16 protein-coding genes are annotated in these 24077 nt (G+C 60.6%); 8 read left to right on the forward strand and 8 right to left on the reverse strand.

Annotated elements, in window-relative coordinates:
* Entirely contained in the window at nt 1-882 is an 882-nt protein-coding gene (locus tag IP85_RS12560; protein WP_054150021.1) for a ParB/RepB/Spo0J family partition protein, read from the forward strand.
* Here IP85_RS12560 and holA read toward each other — a convergent pair whose 3' ends face one another.
* From holA to leuS, 3 genes are read right to left on the reverse strand one after another with little or no spacing between them, the layout of a single operon-like run.
* The gene (gene holA, locus IP85_RS12565; RefSeq protein WP_054150022.1) at nt 883-1929 is read right to left on the reverse strand and encodes a DNA polymerase III subunit delta; all 1047 of its coding nucleotides are present in this window, start codon (nt 1927-1929) and stop codon (nt 883-885) included. It abuts the gene before it with no gap.
* A 9-nt stretch (nt 1930-1938) separates the two neighbouring features.
* On the reverse strand, nt 1939-2454 hold the full coding sequence (locus IP85_RS12570) for a hypothetical protein (RefSeq protein ID WP_054150023.1): 516 nt from the start codon (nt 2452-2454) through the stop codon (nt 1939-1941).
* A complete protein-coding gene (gene leuS / locus IP85_RS12575) occupies nt 2444-5065 on the reverse strand; it encodes a leucine--tRNA ligase (protein WP_054150079.1) in 2622 nt (873 codons plus the stop codon). The genes IP85_RS12570 and leuS overlap by 11 nt, the downstream gene beginning before the upstream one ends.
* A 193-nt stretch (nt 5066-5258) precedes the next feature.
* Between leuS and IP85_RS12580 the strand changes: the two genes are divergently transcribed.
* Both IP85_RS12580 and IP85_RS12585 read left to right on the forward strand, forming a co-directional pair.
* Nucleotides 5259-5918: a YggS family pyridoxal phosphate-dependent enzyme gene (locus IP85_RS12580; protein ID WP_054150024.1), complete on the forward strand. Its 660-nt coding sequence runs from the start codon at nt 5259-5261 to the stop codon at nt 5916-5918.
* 111 nt (nt 5919-6029) lie between these two features.
* The gene (locus tag IP85_RS12585; RefSeq protein WP_054150025.1) at nt 6030-7967 is read left to right on the forward strand and encodes a propionyl-CoA synthetase; all 1938 of its coding nucleotides are present in this window, start codon (nt 6030-6032) and stop codon (nt 7965-7967) included.
* Nucleotides 7968-8039: 72 nt separating this feature from the next.
* On the opposite strand, the gene IP85_RS12590 is transcribed toward IP85_RS12585, so the two are convergent.
* Nucleotides 8040-8741 carry a DUF1013 domain-containing protein gene (locus tag IP85_RS12590; protein WP_054150026.1) on the reverse strand — a complete coding sequence of 234 codons (702 nt, stop codon included), beginning with the start codon at nt 8739-8741 and terminating at the stop codon, nt 8040-8042.
* Nucleotides 8742-8974: 233 nt separating this feature from the next.
* Here IP85_RS12590 and acs point away from each other — a divergent pair, with 233 nt between their 5' ends.
* Entirely contained in the window at nt 8975-10927 is a 1953-nt protein-coding gene (gene acs / locus IP85_RS12595; RefSeq protein WP_054150027.1) for an acetate--CoA ligase, read from the forward strand.
* A 54-nt stretch (nt 10928-10981) separates the two neighbouring features.
* Here the strand turns inward: acs and IP85_RS12600 are convergent, their stop codons facing one another.
* Together IP85_RS12600 and IP85_RS12605 are read right to left on the reverse strand one after the other, a co-directional pair.
* On the reverse strand, nt 10982-11398 hold the full coding sequence (locus IP85_RS12600; protein WP_245280862.1) for a thermonuclease family protein: 417 nt from the start codon (nt 11396-11398) through the stop codon (nt 10982-10984).
* Between the two features lie 88 nt (nt 11399-11486).
* Entirely contained in the window at nt 11487-11693 is a 207-nt protein-coding gene (locus IP85_RS12605) for a DUF1674 domain-containing protein (RefSeq protein WP_054150029.1), read from the reverse strand.
* A 125-nt stretch (nt 11694-11818) separates the two neighbouring features.
* Between IP85_RS12605 and htpX the strand changes: the two genes are divergently transcribed.
* The 4 genes from htpX to purH all read left to right on the forward strand — a co-directional run bounded on the left by htpX (nt 11819) and on the right by purH (nt 17744).
* Nucleotides 11819-12781, forward strand: a complete 963-nt coding sequence (gene htpX / locus IP85_RS12610; protein WP_054150030.1) for a zinc metalloprotease HtpX — start codon at nt 11819-11821, stop codon at nt 12779-12781.
* Nucleotides 12772-14160: a transcription antitermination factor NusB gene (locus tag IP85_RS12615; protein ID WP_054150031.1), complete on the forward strand. Its 1389-nt coding sequence runs from the start codon at nt 12772-12774 to the stop codon at nt 14158-14160. Before htpX ends, IP85_RS12615 begins: the two co-directional genes overlap by 10 nt.
* A gap of 190 nt (nt 14161-14350) precedes the next feature.
* Complete coding sequence (locus tag IP85_RS12620) at nt 14351-16027, forward strand: heparinase II/III family protein (RefSeq protein ID WP_054150032.1); 1677 nt, start codon at nt 14351-14353, stop codon at nt 16025-16027.
* Nucleotides 16028-16127: 100 nt separating this feature from the next.
* A complete protein-coding gene (gene purH, locus IP85_RS12625) occupies nt 16128-17744 on the forward strand; it encodes a bifunctional phosphoribosylaminoimidazolecarboxamide formyltransferase/IMP cyclohydrolase (RefSeq protein WP_054150033.1) in 1617 nt (538 codons plus the stop codon).
* 57 nt (nt 17745-17801) lie between these two features.
* On the opposite strand, the gene IP85_RS12630 is transcribed toward purH, so the two are convergent.
* Nucleotides 17802-19133, reverse strand: a complete 1332-nt coding sequence (locus tag IP85_RS12630) for an MFS transporter (RefSeq protein ID WP_245280863.1) — start codon at nt 19131-19133, stop codon at nt 17802-17804.
* Nucleotides 19134-19233: 100 nt separating this feature from the next.
* Nucleotides 19234-24021, reverse strand: a complete 4788-nt coding sequence (locus tag IP85_RS12635; RefSeq protein ID WP_054150035.1) for an NAD-glutamate dehydrogenase — start codon at nt 24019-24021, stop codon at nt 19234-19236.
* Nucleotides 24022-24077 lie beyond the last annotated feature (56 nt).

Below are 24077 nucleotides of genomic sequence, written 5' to 3' on the forward strand. Positions count from 1 at the left end.
ATGAGCGAAGACGTATCGAAACGGCGCCTCGGGCGTGGACTTGCAGCGCTGATCGGCGAGATGGATCAGCCAGTTCCCGTCGGCGAGGCGCGCCCGACCGTTAGCGCGGACCGGACCGTTCCGATCGAATTCGTGGCCCGTAGCCCCAAGAACCCTCGCCGGTATTTCGACGAGGCCGAACTTCAGGATCTGGCCGGATCCATTCGCCAGCACGGGATCGTTCAACCTGTCGTCGTACGGACCACGAGCAGCGATCGCTACGAAATCATTGCCGGCGAACGTCGCTGGCGCGCGGCACAACTCGCCGGCCTCGTTGAGATCCCCGTCATCGTTCGCGATGTCGATGACCGGACAGCACTTGAGCTGGCGATCGTCGAAAACGTTCAGCGCGCCGATCTCAATCCGCTGGAAGAAGCTCTTGGCTACGAGCAGCTCATCGCCGAACATGGCTATACCCAGAATGATCTGGGTGAGATCATCGGCAAGAGCCGCAGCCATGTTGCCAACAGTCTTCGACTGTTGAAACTCCCTGATCCGGTTCGGGACATGCTGGCTGATGGCAGCCTCTCAGCGGGTCATGCGCGCGCGCTTGTGTCCACTCCGGATCCCCTCGTTCTTGCCAAGACGATCGCCCAGAAGGGTCTTTCCGTTCGCGATGCCGAGAAGCTGGCGCAGAACCATATCAAGGCACAGCAGTCCCCTGCGCCCGCGGATGTGCGTGAATCCAAGGATTCCGATACCATCGCCCTGGAGCGCAGCCTCTCAGATCGCCTCGGATTATCCGTGTCGATCAACCACAAGGGCGGCGGCGGTCAGTTGAAGATCAATTACAAGACGCTCGATCAGCTCGAAGAGATCTGCCGCTTGCTCGAAGCACGCTGATCAGGCGCGGCGATTCCTTCGAGCTGACTGAAGCGTTGTCGCAAGAAGCGTCTGGATTGCCAGATTGTCTTCAAGCTGCGCGTTCTGGCGGCTCTGGAGGATCGCGGCGTTCAGTCTTGCGCTTTCCCGGGCCAGCTCAGAACTGTTCCAGTTCCGTAACGCTTTCTCGATTATCGGTTTGCGCTTGAAGTGAATTCCCCGCCCATGCGTCTGCATGACCTGCGAAGCCTGCTGCTGGCGCTCTTCCATCTCCAGGCGCATGGTTTCCAGCAGCTGCATCTGTTTCATCGTGCCCTGCAGGACGAGGAAGACAGCGGTCTTGGAGGCAATGACCTTCTGGACGGCATGGAGAAATCCATCAGGATCGCCTGACAAAACGGCATCGACCACTTCGTCAGTCGATACTGCGCTCGCATCGCCAACGATCTCGAGCACATGGTTCTCGTCGATCAACTCGTCCTTCATGCAGTAGAGGACCAGCTTCTGTATTTCATTGCGAGACGCAATCCGATCGCCACCAATCGATTCCAGCAGAAGTTCGCGTGCTGCCGGCGTAATGCGCAAATTGGCAGCCGCCAGTTCCGCGTCGATCAGGCTATTCAGCGCTCGTGCATCATCCTGGTAGCAGGCGATGCAGGCGATGCTGCGCTCTCCCTCGGCGACCTTGCGAAGTGCTGACCCCTTCTTGAGGTCACCGGCTTCGATCAGAAGATAGCTGCCCTCGGGTGGATGTGCCGCGAGATGCGCCAAACCATCGACCAACTGTTTCTCGTTGGCGGCGCCTCGAACCCAAATCAGCTTCTCACCGCCGAACAGCCCGAAGGCGTTGACCTCGTCGATGAGGCGACCCGGATCAGATTGGATGTCGGAGGCATCCAGACGGATCAGTGCAAAGCCGTCGTTGAGATCAACACCGGTTGTCTTTGCAACCTGTGAGGCGCGCTCTGCAACGAGTCCACGATCAGGTCCGTAGATAACGAACATCCGATAGTGCCTGGCCGATTTGGCCAGGAACCCTTCGAATTCATGCGATTTGACCTCAACCATGGCCGCAGATCAGCGACCGAGAGCCATGGCAAGATCGGCATAGATGATTTCAGCAAGCTCGCGGGCGGCCCGTGTCTCCGCGTCACGCACGGCACGGAGCTTTGCGAACTCTTGGCGCGGATAATCGAAGAGAGCTACGCCCGAACGACGGCCTGTCTTCAGCACCGTGTCGTCCGATATCCGCTTCAGCGTATAAGTGCCCATGACAACGGCTCGACCCGAGTTTGCCGTATCGGAGGTTTCATCGAGAAGAATACCCTCGACACCACCGCTGACAGTCAGGTCGACCCGATATTCCGGGGTCTTCGTTTCGTCACCGCCACTAGTCAAGAAGATCAATCGGTTGCGCGTCTCGAGGCCGATGCGGCTGGTCGCTTCGGAATAGGCGATCGCAGCCAATGCGCCGCGGGTTTCGCCATTGGTGTCCTGATAGAGCGGACGAGCCTGGCAGCCCGCCATCAGCAGAGCCGCGCCGATCAGAACCGAGCGCCGAAGCAGCTTGGAAGGCTTGAATTCAGAGGACAATGTTCACGATCCTTAGCGGGACAACGATGATCTTCTTCGGGGCCTGGCCATTGAGAACGGCCTTTACGGCGTCGAGGGCGAGGACGGCTTCCTGCACAGCATTTTGGTCTGCGTCGCGCGCGATTGTCAATTCGGCACGCTTCTTACCGTTGATCTGCACCGGTAGAACGATCTCGTTCTCGGCTACCAGCGCCTCGTCGAACTGAGGCCAGTCTGTCTTGCCGATCAGCCCCTCGTTGCCGAGGACCGACCAGCATTCCTCGGCGAGATGCGGCGTCATTGGCGCGATCAGATGTACCAGGATCTCCGCCGCATTGCGGGCAGCTGCAACGTAAGCTGCATCTCCCTGCCCTGCCGCAACATTCGTCAGCGGTGCAGCCAGCGCATTGACCAGTTCGTAGATGCGCGCAATCGCCTTGTTGAAGGCCAGCTTGTCGAGGTCACCCTGGACAGCCTTCAAGGTCTTGTGCGCCGCCTGCGAGATTACCAGTCCGTCGCCGTCCTTAGCCGGATTCGAAGGTACGGACTTCAACCGCTCGGCAGCTTCCGACACGAGACGCCAGACGCGTTGAATGAAGCGGTGTGCGCCCTCGACGCCGGATTCCGACCAGATGACGTCACGATCCGGCGGCGAGTCTGAGAGAACGAAGAAGCGGGCGGTATCGGCACCGTAGGAGCCGATGATGTCATCGGGATCGACGACATTCTTCTTCGACTTCGACATCTTTTCGATCGAGCCGATCCTGGCTTCCTGACCATTGCTGAGCAGGAACGCGCGACGTGCACCATCGGTCTCTTCGATACGCAGATCTGCCGGGGCGACCCATTCGCGCTGCAGACCTTCGCCGATGCTGTAGGTTTCGTGCACGACCATGCCCTGCGTGAAGAGGCCCTTGAAGGGTTCCTTCAGATCGAGATGACCGGTTTCGCGCATGGCGCGCGTGAAGAAGCGCGAATAGAGCAGGTGCAGGATCGCGTGCTCAATGCCGCCGATATACTGGTCGACCGGCAGCCAGCGGTTGGCAACGGCGGGATCCGTCGGATTGTCCTCCCAGGGTGCCGTGAAACGCGCGAAATACCAGCTCGAATCGACGAAGGTATCCATGGTGTCCGTCTCGCGACGGGCGTCTTTGCCGCAGTGGGGGCAGGCAACGTGTCGCCAGGTCGCGTGACGGTCGAGAGGATTGCCCGGCTTGTCGAAGCTCACGTCGTCAGGAAGCTTGACCGGCAAGTCCTTCTTCGGGACCGGCACGACGCCGCAATCGTCGCAGTGAATGACCGGGATCGGGCAGCCCCAATAGCGCTGGCGGGAGATACCCCAGTCGCGCAGGCGGAAATTGACCTTGCGCTCGCCCTGCGGCGTGCCGTTGAGCTGCTGGGACGAAAGGCGGTTTGCGACGTCTTCGAAGGCTTCCGCTGTGGAGAGCCCATCCAGGAAGCGCGAATTGATCATCACGCCGTCATCGGTGAACGCGGTGTCGCCGACTGCAAAGCTTGCGGCGTCACCATCCCTCGGCATAACGACAGGGACGACGGGCAGGTCATACTTGCGGGCGAAATCGAGGTCGCGCTGGTCGCCGGAGGGGCAGCCGAAGATCGCGCCCGTGCCGTATTCCATGAGCACGAAGTTCGCGACATAGACCGGCAACTCCCAGCTTGGATCGAGCGGGTGCTTCACGCGGATACCGGTGTCGATGCCCTTCTTCTCGGCCGTCTCCAGTGCTGCGAGCGACGTGCCGGCATGGCGGCATTCCTGGCAGAAGGCGTCTACGGCTGCGTCGCGCGCGGCGGCTTCCTTGGCCAAGGGGTGATCAGCGGCGATTGCCAGGAAAGATGCGCCAAATAGGGTATCGGGCCGGGTGGTGTAAACGGTCACTTCGCCGGCTTCGCTGCCGGAGGCGACTTCCCAGCGGATGGCCATGCCTTCCGAGCGGCCAATCCAGTTCTTCTGCATCAACCGGACCTTTTCCGGCCAGTTATCGAGTTTGTCGAGCGCGTCGAGCAGGTCCTGGCTGAAGTCGGTGATCTTGAAGAACCACTGGGTCAGTTCCCGCTGTTCGACCAGCGCGCCGGAGCGCCATCCACGGCCATCGATGACCTGCTCGTTAGCGAGCACGGTCATGTCTTCCGGGTCCCAGTTGACCTTCGAATTCTTGCGATAGACCAGGCCCTTTTCCAGGAAGTCCAGGAAGAGGTGCTGCTGGCGATGGTAGTAATCGACATCGCAGGTCGCGAATTCGCGCGACCAGTCCAGCGACAGACCCATCGACTTCAGCTGACCGCGCATGGTCGCGATGTTCTCATAGGTCCAGGCCTTGGGGTGGACCTTGTTCTTCATCGCGGCGTTTTCCGCCGGCATGCCGAAGGCGTCCCAGCCCATCGGATGCAGCACATTGTAGCCCCGTGCGCGTTTGTAGCGCGCGACGACATCGCCCATCGCATAGTTGCGGACATGGCCCATATGGATGCGTCCCGACGGGTAGGGGAACATCTCAAGCACGTAGTATTTCTCGCGCGGGTCAGCATTGTCGGTCTCGAAGACCTTGTCTTCGGACCATTTCGCCTGCCAACGGGGCTCGGCGTCGCGCGGATTGTAACGTTCGGTAGCCATGGATCGCATTTCCGGGAATAGCATCAAAAAGAGAGGGCCGACCTTCATCATGAAACCGGCCAAGCGTCAAGTTTTTGAGGCATTCGCAAGGCCTTTCCCGCCAAGCGCTTGCCATGGCCGCAGCCTGCCTTTAACCCCTTGCCGAACGATCTGATGACACCAGATATCGGGCAGATGAAAACGAGGGTTGGGCATGTCGGTTGAAGAGCGGCTCCAGGACGTCCGGGGCAAAATCGCAAAGGCTGCACAGGAGGCCGGTCGTGAGCCGGATTCTATTTCACTCGTCGCGGTTTCCAAGACCTTCGATGCCGAACATATCCGCCCGACGATTGTCGAAGGTCAGCGGGTGTTCGGGGAAAACCGCGTGCAGGAAGCCCAGGGGAAATGGCCTGAACTGAAGGCGGAAACTCCTGATCTCGAACTGCATCTGATCGGCCCGCTTCAGTCGAACAAGGCAGCCGATGCTGTCGCGCTGTTCGATGTCATCGAGACAGTCGATCGCGAGAAGATCGCCCGAGCGCTCGCAGAGGAGACAAAGCGGCAGGGCCGGTCGATACGGTTTTACATCCAGGTCAACACCGGTCTCGAGCCTCAGAAGGCCGGCATTGCGCCCGATGAGGTTGGGTCCTTTGTTACGCTCTGCCGCGATGAACTTGCAATGCAGGTTGAGGGCCTCATGTGCATCCCGCCGGTCGATGAGAATCCCGGGCCGCATTTCGCTCTGCTTACCAAACTCGCCGAAGAAAACGGGCTTTCGAAGCTTTCGATGGGCATGTCCGGCGATTTCGAGACCGCCATCGGCTTTGGAGCAACGAGCGTCAGAGTCGGATCGGCAATTTTTGGCACACGTTAAGTTGCCTTAGACCTTCGGCATAGCGCTTTGGTCTCTCTTTCCTCCTTCCTTCGTCGATCCTAAAATGATGCTAAAGGCGAAAGCCTCAAGCGTTGTCATGGGAGGATCGACATGCGCGAGAGCTATCAGGACATCTACGATTCCTGGACAGCAGATTCGGAGGGCTTCTGGGCCACGGCTGCGGAACAGGTTCATTGGTTCAAGGCGCCGGAGGCGGTCTTCGACGCCTCACAAGGCACCTATGGTCGCTGGTTTCCCGGTGGAGAGACCAATACCTGCTACAATTGCATCGACCGTCATGTGGAAGCCGGGCGTGGTGCTGATACGGCCGTCATCTACGACAGTCCGATGACCGGTCAAACGGCGCGTTACAGTTATGACCAGGTCCTGACCGAAGTCTCTGCGATTGCGGCCGTCTTGCGCAATCACGGCGTCGCGAAGGGCGATAGGGTCATCATCTACATGCCGATGATCCCGGAAGCCGTCTTCTCGATGCTTGCCTGCGCGCGTATCGGCGCCGTGCATTCCGTGGTCTTCGGCGGCTTTGCGGCGCATGAGCTCGCGACCCGCATCGACGATTCCGGCGCCAAAGTGGTTATCGGCGCGAGCTGCGGTCTCGAGCCTGGACGTATCGTTCCCTACAAGCCGATGCTCGACCAGGCAATCGACATGTCTAAGATGAAGCCCGATTACTGCCTGATTTTGCAGCGCGACCAGTATCACGCGCCGCTCCGCTACGAGCATGGCGATGTCGATCTGGCCCAGGCGATCGAACAGGAAAAGATCAACGGCTCGTCTGTCGAATGCGTGCCGGTGGCCGCGACCGACCCGCTTTACGTTCTCTATACATCGGGAACGACCGGTCAGCCCAAGGGCGTGGTGCGCGACAATGGCGGCCATATGGTCGCTCTCAACTGGACCATGAAGAACATCTACGGCGTCAAGCCTGGAGAAGTCTTCTGGGCCGCCTCCGACATCGGATGGGTCGTCGGCCATTCCTACATTGTCTATGGTCCGCTCTTGGCCGGCAATGCCACCGTGATCTTCGAGGGCAAGCCGGTGGGCACGCCGGATGCCGGCACCTTCTGGCGTGTGGTGAGCGACCACGATGTGAAGGCGCTGTTCACGGCGCCGACGGCCTTCCGCGCGATCCGTCGTGACGATCCGGAGGGCGAACATGTCGCGCGCTATGACATCTCCGGTCTTCGCGCCCTCTTCCTGGCTGGCGAACGGGCTGACCCGGAGACGCTGAAATGGGCGGAACGGATCCTGAAGATACCTGTCATCGACCATTGGTGGCAGACGGAAACAGGTTGGGCGATCGCCGCAAACCCGGCGGGCCTGGGGCTGCTTCCCGTGAAACACGGATCACCAACCAAGGCCATGCCGGGTTACACGCTCGACGTGCTCGACGACGCAGGACATCCGGTCGCTCCTGGCACGCTTGGAAACATCGTCGCGAAGCTTCCCCTTCCTCCGGGTTGTCTGGTTACCTTCTGGAATGCCGACGAGCGTTTTCGCGCCTCTTGCCTCGAAGAGTTTCCCGGGTACTACAAGACGGCGGATGCCGGCGTCATTGACGAAGACGGCTATGTCTTCGTCATGGCGCGGACCGACGATATCATCAATTGCGCTGGTCACCGTCTCTCGACCGGTGCCATGGAAGAGGTCTGCGCCATGCATCCCGATGTGGCGGAATGCGCTGTTATCGGGATTGCCGACGAATTGAAGGGACAGATCCCCTGCGGCTTCCTGATCCTGAAGAAGAATGTGCATCGCGACCATGCTGTGATCGCCAAGGAAGTCGTTCAGTTGGTGCGCGACGAAATCGGGCCAGTGGCAGCTTTCAAGATGGTACTGATGGTTGATCGTCTGCCGAAGACGCGCTCGGGCAAGATCCTGCGTGGCACGATGCAGAAGATCGCCGACGGTCTGCCCTGGAAGATGCCCGCGACGATCGACGATCCTGCGATCCTCGACGAGATCACCGCCGTGTTGCAGGCGCATGGTCAGGTCCCGGCATCCACCAAAGCGGTTGCAAGCGCCTGAACCATCAGGCGGGCAAGAAAAAACCCCGGCCGCCTTGGGCTGCCGGGGTGCATCGCTTGTACCGATCTCTGATCAGTACTGGTCGTCTTCGTCGTCATTCTTGCGGTCGGACTTGAGCGACTGCAGCTTGGCGAAGACGGCGTTGGCGTCGATTTCCTTCTCTTCTTCGCGCTCGTAGCCGAAGCCGAGGTTTTCAGTCTCGCTTGCAGACTGCAGAGTCGCGCCGAGTTCGGCAGCGGTCGGCAGCGGACGACCCTTCGATGCCTTTTCGACTTCGAGATCGAGGTCGATCTGGCTGCAGAGGCCAAGCGTGACCGGGTCCATCGGTGCGAGGTTGGCCGAGTTCCAGTGCGTGCGCTCGCGGATCTGCTCGATCGTCGACTTGGTGGTGCCGACGAGACGCGAGATCTGGGCGTCCTTCAGTTCCGGATGGTTGCGAACCAGCCAGAGGATGGCATTCGGACGATCCTGACGCTTCGAGACCGGCGTATAACGCGGGCCGCGGCGCTTCGAGTCGGGGACGCGGACCTTCGGCTCGGAAATCTTCAGCTTGTAGTTCACGTCCTTTTCAGCGCGGCCAATCTCGTCGCGCGAGAGCTGGCCGGTTGCGATCGGGTCGAGGCCCTTGATGCCCTGAGCTGCTTCGCCGTCTGCAATTGCCTTCACCTCGAGCGGGTGCAGCTTGCAGAACTGCGCGATCTGATCGAATGACAGCGCGGTATTGTCGACGAGCCATACAGCGGTCGCCTTCGGCATGAGCAGTGTCTGGGCCATGGATACAATCCTTCTGAGGGTCCGCGCCGGTTGTCGCGGGCCGTGGGTTTAAACCACTATTTCCGGGAATTCGGCGTCCTTATAGCGATTATGTAACGAAATTGCAATTCGCGAAGTCACGAATGACCTTTGTCTAATTGCTGGCCATGTTGCACCTGCTATGAATGGCGGCGATAGGCCGGGGAGGACGGTCCTGGTCGCCATTAGTGGCCCGTCAACATGAGGAGGAGTTCATGTCAGCCAAAACCTATCCGGTGCTGAAATCGGCAAAAACCCGCGCCCTGATCGATGATGACAAATACCAGAAATGGTATCAGGAGAGCATCGAGGACCCCGAGAAGTTCTGGGGCAAACACGGCAAGCGGATCGACTGGTTCAAGCCGTATACGAAGGTCAAGAATACGTCCTTCAAGGGCAAGGTTCCCGTCAAGTGGTTCGAAGACGGCCTCACCAACGTCTCCTATAACTGCATCGACCGCCACCTCAAGACGCATGGCGAACAGACCGCCATCATCTGGGAAGGCGACAACCCCTATATCGACAAGAAGATCACCTACAACGAGCTCTACGAGCATGTTTGCCGTATGGCGAACGTCTTGAAGAAGCACGGCGTCAAGAAGGGTGATCGCGTCACCATCTACATGCCGATGATTCCGGAAGCGGCCTATGCAATGCTGGCCTGCGCCCGTATCGGTGCCATCCATTCGGTCGTCTTCGGCGGCTTCTCGCCGGAAGCACTCGCAGGCCGTATCGTCGACTGCGAATCAACCTTCGTGATTACCTGCGATGAGGGCGTTCGCGGCGGCAAGCCGGTGCCGCTCAAGGAAAACACCGACATCGCGATCGACATCGCCGCCAAGCAGTACGTCATCGTGAACAAGGTTCTGGTCGTGCGCCGCACCGGTGGCAAGATCGGCTGGGCACCGGGCCGCGACATCTGGCATCACCAGGAAGTGCATACGGTCAAGGCAGACTGCCCGCCGGTGAAGATGAAGGCAGAAGATCCGCTGTTCATCCTCTACACCTCCGGTTCAACGGGCAAGCCGAAGGGTGTCATGCACACCACGGGCGGTTACCTCGTCTATGCCTCGATGACGCATGAATATGTCTTCGACTATCACGATGGGGACGTCTACTGGTGTACGGCCGATGTCGGCTGGGTCACCGGGCACTCCTACATTGTCTACGGGCCGCTTTCGAACTGCGCGACGACGCTGATGTTCGAAGGCATTCCGACCTTCCCCGATCAGGGACGGTTCTGGGAAGTGATCGAGAAGCACAAGGTCAACATCTTCTACACCGCCCCGACCGCGATCCGCTCGCTGATGGGTGCGGGTGACGATTTCGTCAAGCGTTCGGACCGTTCGTCGCTCCGTCTTTTGGGTTCCGTCGGCGAGCCGATCAATCCGGAAGCCTGGGAATGGTATTACAACGTCGTCGGCGAGCAGAAGTCGCCTGTTGTCGATACCTGGTGGCAGACCGAAACCGGCGGGATCATGATCACGCCGCTGCCGGGTGCGACCAATCTCAAGCCGGGTTCGGCAACCAAGCCATTCTTCGGGATCAAGCCTGAGCTTGTCGACAATGAAGGCAATGTTCTGGAGGGGGCGACCGACGGCAATCTCTGCATCACCGACAGCTGGCCTGGTCAGGCACGCTCTGTTTATGGCGACCACGACCGTTATGTGCAGACCTACTTCTCCACCTACAAGGGCAAGTACTTCACGGGTGACGGCTGCCGCCGGGACGAAGACGGGTATTACTGGATCACGGGCCGCGTCGACGACGTCCTGAACGTGTCCGGTCACCGCCTGGGAACGGCGGAAGTCGAATCGGCTCTGGTTTCGCACCATCTCGTTTCCGAAGCGGCCGTCGTCGGCTATCCACACACCATCAAGGGCCAGGGCATCTATTGCTATGTCACCCTGATGTCGGGTCACGAGGGCAATGATGCGCTCAGAGCCGATCTGGTGAAGCATGTGCGGACGGAAATCGGTCCGATCGCGACGCCGGACAAGATCCAGTTTGCACCTGGTCTGCCGAAGACGCGCTCGGGCAAGATCATGCGCCGCATTCTGCGCAAGATCGCCGAGGACGATTTCGGCGCGCTTGGCGATACCTCGACGCTGGCCGATCCGGCTGTCGTGGACGACCTGATCGCGAACCGCCAGAACAAGATCGCCTGATCAATACAGATCTCAATCAAAAGAGGGGCTTCCGCCGGGAGCCCCTTTTTCGTGTCAGTCATTCGGGCAGGGCCGCTTGCTTTTCGTCCGCCCGTTATAGGGCTCGACCAGACCTGCCTGTAGGAGAAGCTCCGCCGGTCGAGTGCCATTCGACAATTTGAGATCGGCGACTACGCGGCCGAAATACTTGTCGCCGGAGATTGCGGTCAACTGCACCATCCGCTCGCCCGCGACCAGGCTCGTGAGCTCGCTCTTCGCCTCAAGGGCCGCCTCACGAAAGGCGGGGCATTTCGACCGCAGCTCGGGCGCATCGATGCCGCGCAGGCGCACATAGGTGCTAACCTTGTGATCTGGCCAAGGCATTGCTTCCACAAGGACCGTGTCGCCATCGATGATCTTCACGACCTCGGCCGTAACAGGCCCTTCGATCTGGCGGCTGGATGCGCTTACCGGCGCTTCGGACGCCAGCATCAGGAAAACTGTCAAAGGAACAAGTGCTGATCGGAACATTATAGGAATGTATTCCGATATCTGACGCAAATCAATGGGTAATTATTCCTTAAAAATCGATCGCGCGACCCTTGATCTCCCAATCTCCGAAGCGCGCAGGATCGGCACCACCGCGTCCGCCAATTTCGGGCGGCATCTGCTGAGCCTCCTCCTTCCGGCGTCGCTCCTCCGCTTCCGCGAGTGCCCGTTTCGCAGCCGGGCTCAGTTCACGCGGCATTTCTTCGACACTGACTTCGGCTTCACGATCTTCTGACATCACATCGTCCTTTGCTGAGACGGCATTTCATGCGCAAACATTGAAATTGGGGTCGGCGCTTTTTAAATCAACAGGCGAAAACGGCAACAGAATTGCCAAGAGCGCTGCTTTTAGAGGACCACGACATGAATACCATGCGGACTGCCATGCTGCTCGCCTTCATGACCGCCCTCTTCATGGGCGTTGGCTTCCTGATCGGTGGCAGGGGCGGCATGATGATTGCCTTCGTCATCGCCGCGGGCATGAACTTCTTTTCCTATTGGAATTCTGACAAGATGGTGCTTCGCGCCTATCGCGCCCAGGAGGTCGATGAGCGGACGGCTCCCGAATTCTACGTCATGGTGCGGGATCTGGCCCGCAATGCCGGTCTGCCCATGCCAAAGGTCTATGTCTTCGACAACCCGCAGCCGAATGCCTTTGCGACAGGGCGCAATCCGCAGAATGCAGCCGTTGCTGCTTCCACCGGACTGTTGCAGCGGCTCAGCCCGGAAGAGGTCGCAGGTGTCATGGCCCACGAGCTGGCCCATATCGAGAACCGCGACACGCTCACCATGACCATCACCGCCACACTGGCGGGTGCGATCTCGATGCTGTCGAACTTCGCCTTCCTGTTTTCCAGCGGGCGTGACGATCGCAACAATCCGCTCGGCTTTGTCGGTGTCCTCATCGCGATGATTGTTGCCCCCCTGGCTGCCATGCTGGTCCAGATGGCAATCAGCCGGACGCGCGAATATGCGGCCGACCGCCGCGGGGCGGAGATCTGCGGGCAGCCCCGCTGGCTCGCATCGGCCCTGCAGAAGATCGCCGGCGACGCGTCTCACATCGAGAATGTGGAGGCGGAGCGCAATCCGGCGACCGCCCATATGTTCATCATCAATCCCTTGAACGGTCAGCGGATGGACAATCTCTTTTCGACTCATCCCAACACGCGCAATCGCATCGAAGCGCTGATGGCCATGAGCGATATCCGGCCTGGGGGATCGACGCCGCCTGAGGCCCCTGTTAAGGCAACGCGAACTGCGCGTTCTGTTCCGACCACCGGTTGGGGACGCGGTAAAGCCGAACCACCCAAGGGACCATGGTCTTGAACGACACATCGACGGGCAAACCGAAAAGCAAGCACAATGGCAACAGGAAGCATGGAGATCATGCCTCTCGGCAGCCCTTGAAGCCGGGGCTCGAAGCCCGAATTGCCGCAAGCAGGATCCTGGCAGCCGTAATTGATCGGAAAACGTCGCTCGACGGCATGCTGGATTCAGAGCATGGCAATCCTGCATTTTTGCCGTTGAACGATGCCGATCGCGGCCTCGTGAAGGCCATCCTTCAGAGCGCACTGCGCCATCTGCCGCGCATCGAGGCGATTATCGCGGAACTGCTCGACACCCCGCTGCCGGACGGTGCCCGCTCCCTGCATCACCTTCTGATCGTGGCTGCGGCGCAGATGCTCTATCTCGATGTGCCCGATCATTCGGCTGTTGACCTTGCCGTGGAGCAGGCCAATGGCGATCCCAGAAGCCGTCGTTTCTCGAAGCTGGTGAATGCCATCCTTCGCCGCATCGGTCGTGAGAAGGCGGAGCTTCTCGCTGCCGTGGATGATCTTCCCTGCATGCCGGATTGGTTTATGGCGCGCCTGACGGCAGTCTATGGTGATCAGCGAGCACTTGCGATCGCTGCGTCCCAGCTGGAGTCCCCGACGATCGATTTGACCGTAAAGTCGGATGCAGCCGGCTGGGCTGCGCGGCTTGGCGGACAGGTTTTGCCGACCGGCAGTGTCCGTCTCGAGCGGTTTCGTGGATCGGTGACCGCGCTCGAAGGTTTCGAGGATGGTGAGTGGTGGGTGCAGGATGCCGCCGCCGCGATTCCGGCAAAGTTGTTCGGTGATCTCACAGGAAAACGGGTTGCCGATCTTTGCGCCGCACCTGGCGGCAAGACGGCACAGCTGGTGCTCGCCGGCGGCGATGTTCTGGCCGTCGAGCAATCGAAGTCGCGCCTGAAGCGTCTGGAGTCCAATCTCCAGCGCCTGGGAGTTTCGGTCGAAATCCGGTGTGCGAACCTGCTCGACCTCGACGAGAACGAGACGTTCGATGCGATCCTGCTCGATACACCCTGTTCATCGACCGGTACGACGCGTCGCCACCCGGATGTTCTCTGGACGAAGAATGCGGCCGATATCGCCAAGCTCGCCGAGCTGCAGGAGAAGTTGCTGCGTCACGCCGTAACACTGTTGAAATCGGGTGGCCGTCTGGTCTTTTCCAACTGCTCCATTGACCCTTCCGAAGGCGAAGAGATTGTTGCCCGGGTGTTGGCGGAGATCCCTGACCTGCGCCTGCAGTCGATCGATCCGGCCGACTGGCTCGGGCTGGAAGCAGCGATCACCGCCAAGGGTGAGTTCAGGACCACGCCCGACATGCTTCGAGAAAATGGCGGACTTGATGGCTTCTACGCAGCGGTCATTGCTAAAACTTAACTAATATCTCAATAAACCTGTTGGGAAGTCTGCGTGAACGTGGACCGTTGCTCCGCATGACCGGGGCACGGCGATATGACTTGTCATTTCGTGCCCATCGCCAGGAGCCCGAAGGCCCTATCCCTTCGCATTGCTCGGGCTCGGACAACCGGAATGGCTGGATCATCATGATCTGGTGACAGGAACCATTATGCGAATCAATGATCGCGCCCGACTGATCTCGCTGCACGTCGCCGAAACCTGGCGACGCATGCGGCAGGCGGCTGCCATCGTTATGCCTTCGGCGGTGCAGCGCGGGGCTTTCCGCGTAAACCGAGTCGTCGTGGCACCGACAGATCTCAGGGCGATCGACTCGTTTGTGGCGGATGAGATCGTCAACGGGCGCTTTCCACTCGCCGGGCGTGTTCTGGATACCGGGGGTCAATCTCCCTTCGAACTGGAGCTGCCGTCCGTCCAGTTTGCACGCCGCCTGCACGGTTTTGGCTGGCTGCGCCATATTCGCGCCGACAAGACGGCTGCCGCCTGCGACAACGCGCGATGGATCACGGACCAGTGGATCAGCCTGCATGGCGGCCGTAGCAAGGGTGTCGCCTGGGACAATGAGGTCGTGTCCCGGCGGATCATCAGCTGGCTTTCGCATTCACCGATCGTGCTGCACGAAGCCGATGCGGGCTTCTACCGTCGGTTCACGTCCTCACTTGGGCAGCAGGTGCGCCACCTTCAGCGCCGTGCCGATTCGATGCCCGACGGTCTCCCGCGCCTCAAGGCGCGCATCGCCATCGCCATGGCGTCGATCGCAGCCGAGGCGCGTCCGGCGGCAGTCCGCCGCGCGGGACGGTTGCTTGACCGGGAGCTTGAGCGGCAGGTTTTGGCGGATGGAAGCCATGTCTCCCGCAATCCGCAGGCCTCTGTCGATCTGCTTTTCGACCTTCTGCCGCTGCGCCAAAGCTATATCAATCTCGGTCATGAGGTTCCCGCCAAGCTTATTCCGGTCATCGACCGCATGTACCCGGCCGTGCGTTTCTTCCGCCACAGCAGCGGCGATGTGGCTCTGTTCAACGGTGCAAGTTCCTCGCTGGCCACCGATCTCATGAGTGTTCTCAGATATGACGAAACGGCTGGGCAGCCCTTCAAGGCCTTGCCGCATGGGGGCTATCAGCGGCTTTCCGGTGGTGACACGACGATCCTGGTCGACACAGGCAAACCCCTCTCGGCGCGGCTTTCGAGCACGGCCCACGCCGGTTGTCTCTCGTTCGAATTGTCCTCTGGACGAAACCGTTTCCTCATCAATAGCGGCTCACCGCGCTTTGCAGGGGAGCGGCTCCGTCAATTGGCGCGTGCTACGGCTGCCCATAGCACCGTGTGCATTGGTGACGTTTCCTCGGCGCGGATCGCGCAGTCGTCCCGCCTCGGCACGATCATGCTGTCGGGCCCCTCCAAAATCGAGGTCGAACGACAGACCGGTCCCGATGGCAGTGACCGGCTGTCGGCACGGCACGACGGCTATGTGAAGCGCTTCGGTGTCCTGCATGAGCGAGAGATCCGGATCAACGAGCAGGGCACCAAGATCGCCGGGCGGGACCGCCTGCTGTTGCCGGACGGCCTGCCGACTCCCAATCTGCCGGGTGCAGAGGTCATTGCGCGTTTCCATGTTCATCCGACAATCACCGTCGAGCGTTCCGACGATCGGAAGATCAGGCTGGTGGCTCCTGATGGCGAGAGCTGGTCCTTCTCCATCCCGGTCGGCGAAATCGCCATTGGTGAAGATGTCTTCTTCGCCGATGTTTCGGGCATCCGTCCGTCGCAGCAGCTGGAGATCGTCTTCGAGGGGCCGGAAATACGCTGGTTTCTCGCGCATCACGCCTGATGGCGGGCATCTTGCGGTTTCCTCACAGGTGAAGCTGTGCTAGGCGGCGGCATAGCGCCCGCTGCCGCATTTCCGGGCGCCCGCCAGCTCGGAGTGAACCATGGCCGTCGTTTCCAAAAAGATCCCCGCCCCTGACCTCGTGCGCGTGCGTACCGCACTTCTCTCGGTGTCCGACAAGACCGGTATCGTCGAATTCGCGCAGGCGCTGCACCAGCGCGGCGTACGTCTTCTGTCGACTGGCGGTACCCACAAGGCTCTTGCTGCGGCCGGCTTGCCGGTCATCGACGTCTCCGAGATCACGGGATTCCCCGAGATCATGGATGGCCGCGTCAAGACGCTGCATCCGCTGGTCCATGGTGGTCTGCTGTCGATCCGGGATGATGCAGAGCATGTCGAGGCGATGAAGGCGCATGGCATCGAAGCCATCGATCTCTCGGTGATCAACCTCTATCCCTTCGAGCAGGTTCGCGCGGCCGGTGGCGACTATCCGACCACCGTTGAAAACATCGACATTGGTGGACCGGCCATGATCCGCGCTTCGGCGAAGAACCACGCCTATGTCACGGTCGTCACCGATGCTGCCGACTATGCCGAGGTGATTGCCGCGCTCTCCGAAAATGACGGCCAGACGACCTATGCGCTGCGCCAACGGCTTGCGGCCAAAGCTTATGCCCGCACCGCTGCCTATGACACTGCGATCTCCAACTGGTTTGCAGAAGCGCTCGAGATCGAGATGCCTGCCTACCGGACCGTTGGCGGCGTCTTGAAGGAAAAGATGCGCTACGGCGAGAACCCGCATCAGAGCGCGGGCTTCTATGTCACCGGCGACAACCGTCCCGGTGTTGCGACCGCGACGCTGCTGCAGGGAAAGCAGCTTTCATACAACAACATCAACGATACGGATGCGGCGTTCGAACTCGTCGCCGAATTCCCGCCGGAAAACGGCCCGGCCTGCGCGATCATCAAGCATGCCAATCCTTGCGGCGTCGCGACAGGTTCAAGCATGGTCGAGGCCTACAAGCGAGCGCTCGCCTGCGACAGCACCTCGGCGTTCGGCGGCATCATCGCGCTCAACCAGATCCTCGATGCCGAGACCGCGCAGGAAATCGTCAAGCTCTTCACCGAAGTGATCATTGCCCCTGAAGTCACCGACGAGGCCAAGGCGATCATCGCCGCCAAGCCGAACCTGCGCTTGCTGACCACGGGCGCCCTGCCCGATCCGCGCGCCCGCGGCGTCATGGCCAAGACGGTCTCCGGTGGTCTGCTTGTCCAGAGCCGCGACAATGTCATGGTCGAGGATCTCGACCTCAAGGTGGTGACCAAGCGCGCGCCGACCGCCACCGAGCTCGAGGACATGAAGTTCGCCTTCAAGATCGCCAAGCACGTGAAGTCGAATGCCGTCATCTACGCCAAGGACGGCCAGACCGCCGGCATCGGCGCCGGCCAGATGAGCCGCGTCGATTCCGCCCGCATTGCAGCGCTGAAGGCCGAAGACGCTGCCAAGGCTCTCGGCCTTGCGGCACCGCTGACCAAGGGTTCGGCCGTTGCATCCGAGGCATTCTATCCCTTCGCTGACGGTCTTCTGGCAGCGATCGCAGCAGGTGCCACGGCTGTCATCCAGCCCGGTGGTTCGATGCGCGACGAAGAAGTGATTGCAGCCGCCGACGAGCACGGCGTGGCGATGGTCTTTACCGGCGTCCGTCACTTCCGCCATTGAGGAAGCCCGATCGCTGATGAAAACAAATGGCCGGTGGGGCGATCCACCGGCCTTTTTTTATAGGCTCGTCCCCTTGTCCGTTGCCGGGTAATTCGTCCTCAAGAGAAGGACGAGGCCGCCAATCAGAAAAACCAGCAGTGTGGCCATGCCGGCGCGTGGCGAGCCCGACCAGGCCGTTACCACCGAAAAGGAGAGCGTCGCGAGGAAGCTCGTCGCGCGACCTGACAAGGAGTAGATACCGAAATAACGGCCGGCTTCGTGCAGTTCGACGCTGCGGGCGAGATAGGAGCGCGACGAGGCCTGGACAGGGCCGAAGGACATGCCAATCAACAGGCCGTAGAGGACGTAGGCCTTTTCGGCGGGGGTGGCGAACAGTCCGTCGGTGCCTGTGATCGGCAGGCTTACCAGCCCGAAGAGGGTGAAGTCGACGCCGGTCGAGATGATCCCGAAGGTGGCAATGATCAGCAATCCCAAGCTCACCAGGACCACCACTTTGGAGCCGAGTGCCCTATCCACGCGACCGGCCACGAGGCAGCCGAAGATCGCGACGATGTTGAGGATGATCCCGTAGATGCCGATTTCCATCGTCGACCAGCCGAACATGGCGGCAGCGAAGACACCGCCCAGCACGAGAAGTCCGTTGACGCCGTCCTGGTAGATCATCCGGGCGACGAGGAAACGCAGGATATTGCTGCGGTGGCGTAATTCGCCAAGTGTCGAGCGGATCTCGCGAAGACCCGACCGGACGGCCGCGCCCAAAGCTTTGCCCTTCGCTGCATCCGGGGTGAAGAAGAACATCGGCAAGATGAAGATCAGATACCAGACCGCGGAAATCGGGCCGGTGATGCGAGCATCCTCCCCAGCTGCCGGGTCCAGCCCGAACAGCGGATCGAAGCCGATCAGCGTCTTTCCGGTCGTCGGATTGCCGGCAAGGAAGAGCACCACGAAGATCAGCACGATCATGCCGCCCATATAGCCCATGCCCCAGGCAATGTTGGACACGCGCCCGACATCCTGCTGGCTGACGAGGCGCGGCATCATGGAATCGTTGAAGACGATGGAAAACTCCGCTGCGATGCTGGCGAGGATCATCAACAGCATCACGAGAGCGACGGGCGAGCCCGGAGCGGCTGTCCAGAGAAGGGCGAGGCAGGCGATCTTGATCAGCGCGAAGAAGGCGATCCAGGGCTTCCTGGACCCGGACTCGTCGGCGATTGAACCGAGAATGGGTGCAAGGATGGCAATGATGACGCCGGAAATCGTCGCGGCATTGCTCCAGGCGGTCTGGGCGCTCACCGGATCATCGGTCATCCGTGAGACGAAATACGGACCGAAGATGAAGGTCGTGACTACGGTGAAGAAGGGCTGCGCTGCCCAGTCAAAAAACATCCAGCCACGGACACCCCTGTCGATGGGGCCGTGGCTGGTCTTCACGTCTTCACTTGTCGTCACAGGCATCCCCCAGAGGCTCTAAAGCCCCGGGACAGTGTCACCTCACGTGGTCCTGTGCAAGATCACCCAGAAGTCCGGCAGCGACCGCGAGTTTGGAAATGCTCGGTTCGCCGCTGTCGACGATCGATGCCAGTTCCTTGCCGATCCGCTCGACACGGTTCTTGTCCGTCGCGATCCATGCCTGAACCGGTTGTGGATCCTGGCCGTGGCTCGTCAGCGCCACACAGACGATCTGTCTGCGTGCCTGACCGATCCGGTCGAGGCTGCGCGTCAGGGCCAGACTGTCATAGTGGTCCGTCGTCTGGATCCGTCCGGCATTCTCGATGATGCGGCCGATACGGAAGGCCTCGGAGACAGCGAAGAAGCCGCGCATGGCTCCGGCGAAATCGGCGCCGGTTCGTTCGGCAATCTGCAGGATCTCGGGCAGCAGCTGCATGGTCTGCAGATTGACGACCTCAGCCGCCAGGGCTTGCGGTGCGCCGGCTTCGATGAGGGCGGCAATCTGGTCATCGAAATGCTGGCGAAGGGCGGCCGGAACCGTCTTCTTGAACACGGGTGACGCCGAAGCCACCGCAGCCTTCAACTGCGTCACGGCATCGCCGATCGATCCCTTGACGAAGCCGGTATCGATCAGCAACCGGGTCATGGCCGCATAGATCTCCGAGATGATCGCGTAGAGCCTGTTCTGCGTCTGCCCCGGGATGCGGGCGTCCAGGGCGTCGATCTTGTCCCAGAGCGGCGTCAGACCGAGCGCCTCGCGGGTGACCAGTGCTGCCTTGACGACGGTGTCAGGAGAGCTCCCCGTCGCGTCGCAGACCGAAACGACAAAGCCGGGGCCGCCTCGGTTGATGGCGTGGTTGGCAAGAACCGTCGCGATGATTTCACGGCGGAGGCGATGTGCAGCGATGTCGGTCGCAAAGGTATCGCGCATGGCGGCCGGGAAGTAGTTGAACAGCGTCGCCTCGCAATAACTGTCGTCCGGAAGATCCGACTCGATCAACTGATCGAAGAGCACGATCTTCGCATAGGAGAGAAGCACGCCGATTTCCGGTCGGGTCAGCGCCTTGCCCGAGACGTAGCGCTCTGCGACGCCTGCGGAATCCGGAAGTGTCTCGACCTTGCGGTTAAGGCGTCCCATGCCCTCGAGATAATCCATGAGCCGGCTCAGCTCTTCGCGGTTGCCGGCACCCTTGGCTTCAGTAAGTGAGATCGACAGCGACTGGAGATAGTTGTTGCGCAACACGAGATCTGCAACTTCGTCCGTCATCTCGGCGAGCAGCACATTGCGCTTCTCCCGTGGCAGACGCCCCTCCAGCATGGCCGGGCTCAGGGCGATCTTGATGTTGACCTCGACGTCCGAGGAATTCACCCCGGCCGAGTTGTCGATCGCATCGGAATTGCAGCGGCCACCATTCAAGGCGTAGGCGATACGGCCCTTCTGGGTCACACCCAGGTTGGCACCTTCGCCGATGACCTTGGCGCGGACATCCGCGGCGCTGACACGGATCGCATCATTGGCGCGATCACCGACCTCGGCGTCGGTCTCCGCCGCCGCCTTGATGTAGGTGCCGATGCCGCCGAACCAGAGGAGATCGACCGGCGCCTTCAAGATTGCCGTCATGATGTCCATCGGCGTGGCGGTGGTCGTTGCAAGGCCGATTGCCTCGGCCGCCTCCGGGGTGAGTTTCACGGATTTCTCTGCACGAGAGATGATCATCGCCCCGGCCGACAGGGTCGAGCGGTCATAGTCCTGCCAACTGGATCGCGGCAGGTTGAACATCCGCTTGCGTTCGGCAAACGAGATGGCCGGATCGGGATTGGGATCGATGAAGATGTCGCGGTGGTCAAAGGCCGCGATCAGCCTGATCTGTTCCGACAGCAGCATGCCGTTGCCGAAGACGTCGCCCGACATGTCGCCGACGCCAGCCACGGTGAACGGCGTCTTCTGGATGTCGGTATCGATTTCACGGAAGTGACGCTTGACCGTTTCCCAGGCGCCGCGGGCGGTGATGCCCATCTTCTTGTGGTCGTATCCGGCGGAACCGCCAGAGGCGAAGGCATCGTCGAGCCAGAAGCCGGCTTCCTGAGCGAGGCCGTTCGCCGTGTCGGAGAAGGTCGCCGTGCCCTTGTCGGCGGCCACGACGAAATAGGGATCATCGCCATCCGGCCGGAGGGTGTCTGCTGGCGGAACGATCTCACCGGCAACGATGTTGTCGGTGATCGACAGGAGGGTGCGGATGTAGGTCTTGTAGGCTTCCGTGCCGGCTGCGAACCAGGCTTCGCGGTTGGTCGCAGGCGGGAGCTGTTTGGGGAAGAAGCCGCCCTTCGCACCGACCGGCACGATCACGGCATTCTTGACTTGCTGCGCCTTGACGAGGCCAAGCACTTCCGTGCGGTAGTCCTGCGCGCGATCCGACCAGCGCAGACCGCCTCTGGCGACCTTGCCGAAGCGCAGATGGACGCCTTCGACCTCGACGCCGTAGATGAAGATTTCGCGGAACGGACGCGGTTCGGGTAGGCCTTCCAGCTTGTGCGGATCGAACTTGAAGGCAAGCATCGGGCGATCGCTCTGTTGATAGCCCTTCTGGTAGAAGTTGGTTCTGAGTGTCGCCTCGATCGCATTGATGTAGCGACGCACGATGCGGTCTTCATCAAGGATCTTGACGTCGTTCAGCTTGCTTTCCAGCGCGTCAAGCAGTTCTGCGTGGCGGGTCTTGCGGCTTTTCTCAGCCAGCGAGACATCGAAGCGGTTCTTGAAGAGGGTCACCAGGTCGGCTGCGATGGCCGGGTGTTTGGTCAGCGTTTCCGCCATGTAGGTCAGGGGATAGACCGCGCCGGTCTGCCGGAGATAGGCGGCATAGGCCCTCAGTACCGATGCTTCGCGGGCAGTGACGCTTGCCGCCAGTATCAGGCGGTTGAATGCGTCGTTATCGACCGCACCCGTAAAGGCCGCAAGAAAGGCCTCTTCAACCTGTATCGCATGCTGTTTGATGTCGAAGTTTATCCCGTCTGGAACCTGCAGTTCCATGTCGTGGAGAACGACAACACTCTGGTCGTCGTCGGAGCGACCGATGCCGATGTCGAAGGTACGCTCGCTGATCACCCGGAAACCGAGGTTTTCAAGCAGAGGGACACGACGCGACAGGGGCAGATGATCACCCATGTGGAAGATCTTGAGATAGAGAAGCGGGCCGCGCTCGTCCGTCACCTGGTGGAATTCGAGCGACAACGGGGCTCCTGCGATGCAGGCCTTGATGTGCTTGAGATCGCTGACCGCCTCTTCGGGGGTAAAGGCTTCCTCGAATGCCTGCCCCACTTCAAGCGTCGGCGCGCCTTTGCCGGCAAGGGCCGCGAACCGATCCGCCCAGCGAGCAGTGATCTGGCGAACCGCCTCTTCAAGCGTCGCCTGGGGGATCTGAGGCGTCGTCCCTTCGCGTCGGCCGATGATAATGTGCACGCGGGCCACGCCGCCTTCGGGGAAGGCCGGATAGAAGGCTGAAACATGCCCCTTGTAGACGGACTGGAAATAGAGGCCGATCTTCTCGCGGACCATGGAGTTGTAGTCTTCGCGGGGGACGTAAACGATCAGGGAGACGAAACGATCGAAATGGTCGATGCGCGGCAAGACGCGCACCCGCGGGCGTTCGGAGAGATCGTTGATCTGTTCGCAGAACTTTGCCAGCAGGTCCGGTGTGATCTGGAAGAGGTCGTCGCGGGGATAGTTTTCCAGCGTGTTCTGCAGCATGCGGCCGGAATGGCTACGAGGGTCGAAGTCGAAATGGGACACGACCTTCTCGACCTTGGCGCGCAAGAGCGGGATCTGATTGACCGAGCGCGTATAGGCGGTGGCTGTAAACAGGCCGACGATGCGGAGCTCGCCTGCGACCTTGCTGTTCGGTCCGAAGCGCTTGATGCCGACATAGTCCATGTAGGCGCGGCGGTGGACGACGGATTTGACATTCGCCTTGGTGACGATGAGGTAGTCGGGACCTTGCAGGAAGGCGAGGATCTCGGGGGTCGTCGTGACCTGATTCTGCCCCTGGCGAAGCACGCGAACATCAGGGTCCGAGAGAATGCCGAGGCCGCTGCCCTTGTCGCGCTCAACGGTCGCTTCGGCTCCATCGCCCGAATAGGTGTATTCCCGCATGCCGAGGAAGGTGAAATTGTTGTTACGGAGCCACTCGATGAAGGCAACCGCCTCGTCGCGCTCGGCTTCGGTCCGTCCGGCAGACAAGTCCCGAAGCTCGGAAAGCGCTGTTTCCAGCAGATTGAGCATGGGCTTCCAGTCGGTCGCCGCCATCTTGACCTGCGCCAGCACGTTCTGGAGCCGCCCTATCAAATCGGCGGACTGCTCCGCTGAGAGCGGCGCCAGATGAAGTTGAATATAGCTGACCTTGATCGCGCCTTCCGGATCGGAGTCCGGGTTCGACAGCGAGATGTCACCGCGCGGTGTCACGGCAAGGATAGGATGGACCGCCATATAGATGTCGCGATAGTGGCTGGTCACCTCGCCCATCAGCGAATCGTAGAGGAAGGACTTGTTATGGTCGACGATGGAGAGAACGCTGACCGGAATGCCGTTCGGGCTCACGTCCTCGATGGTATCGATGCTGATATGGGGTGTCGTGCGATCCCAACCCGCAATGTCACTTGCGGCTCTCGAGGCCGATCGTGCCAGCATGGACGCTTCGTAGCGATCCAGGTCGTCGTTGCTTGCCCTTCCGAATATGACTTTGGGCGATACATGGGCACCGCCCTGTTCTCGCGCCATCTGCTCCGCATTTTCCAGCAATTCATCCCGCTTGCTGAACCCGGTCCTGCCCATGTACCCCTCCGTAAATCGCGCCTTTGCGCTTCATCTTCACGCAAATGGCTTGCAAA

It is taken from the genome of Rhizobium sp. AAP116 (assembly GCF_001295785.1).
Classification (GTDB): Bacteria; Pseudomonadota; Alphaproteobacteria; order Rhizobiales; family Rhizobiaceae; genus Allorhizobium.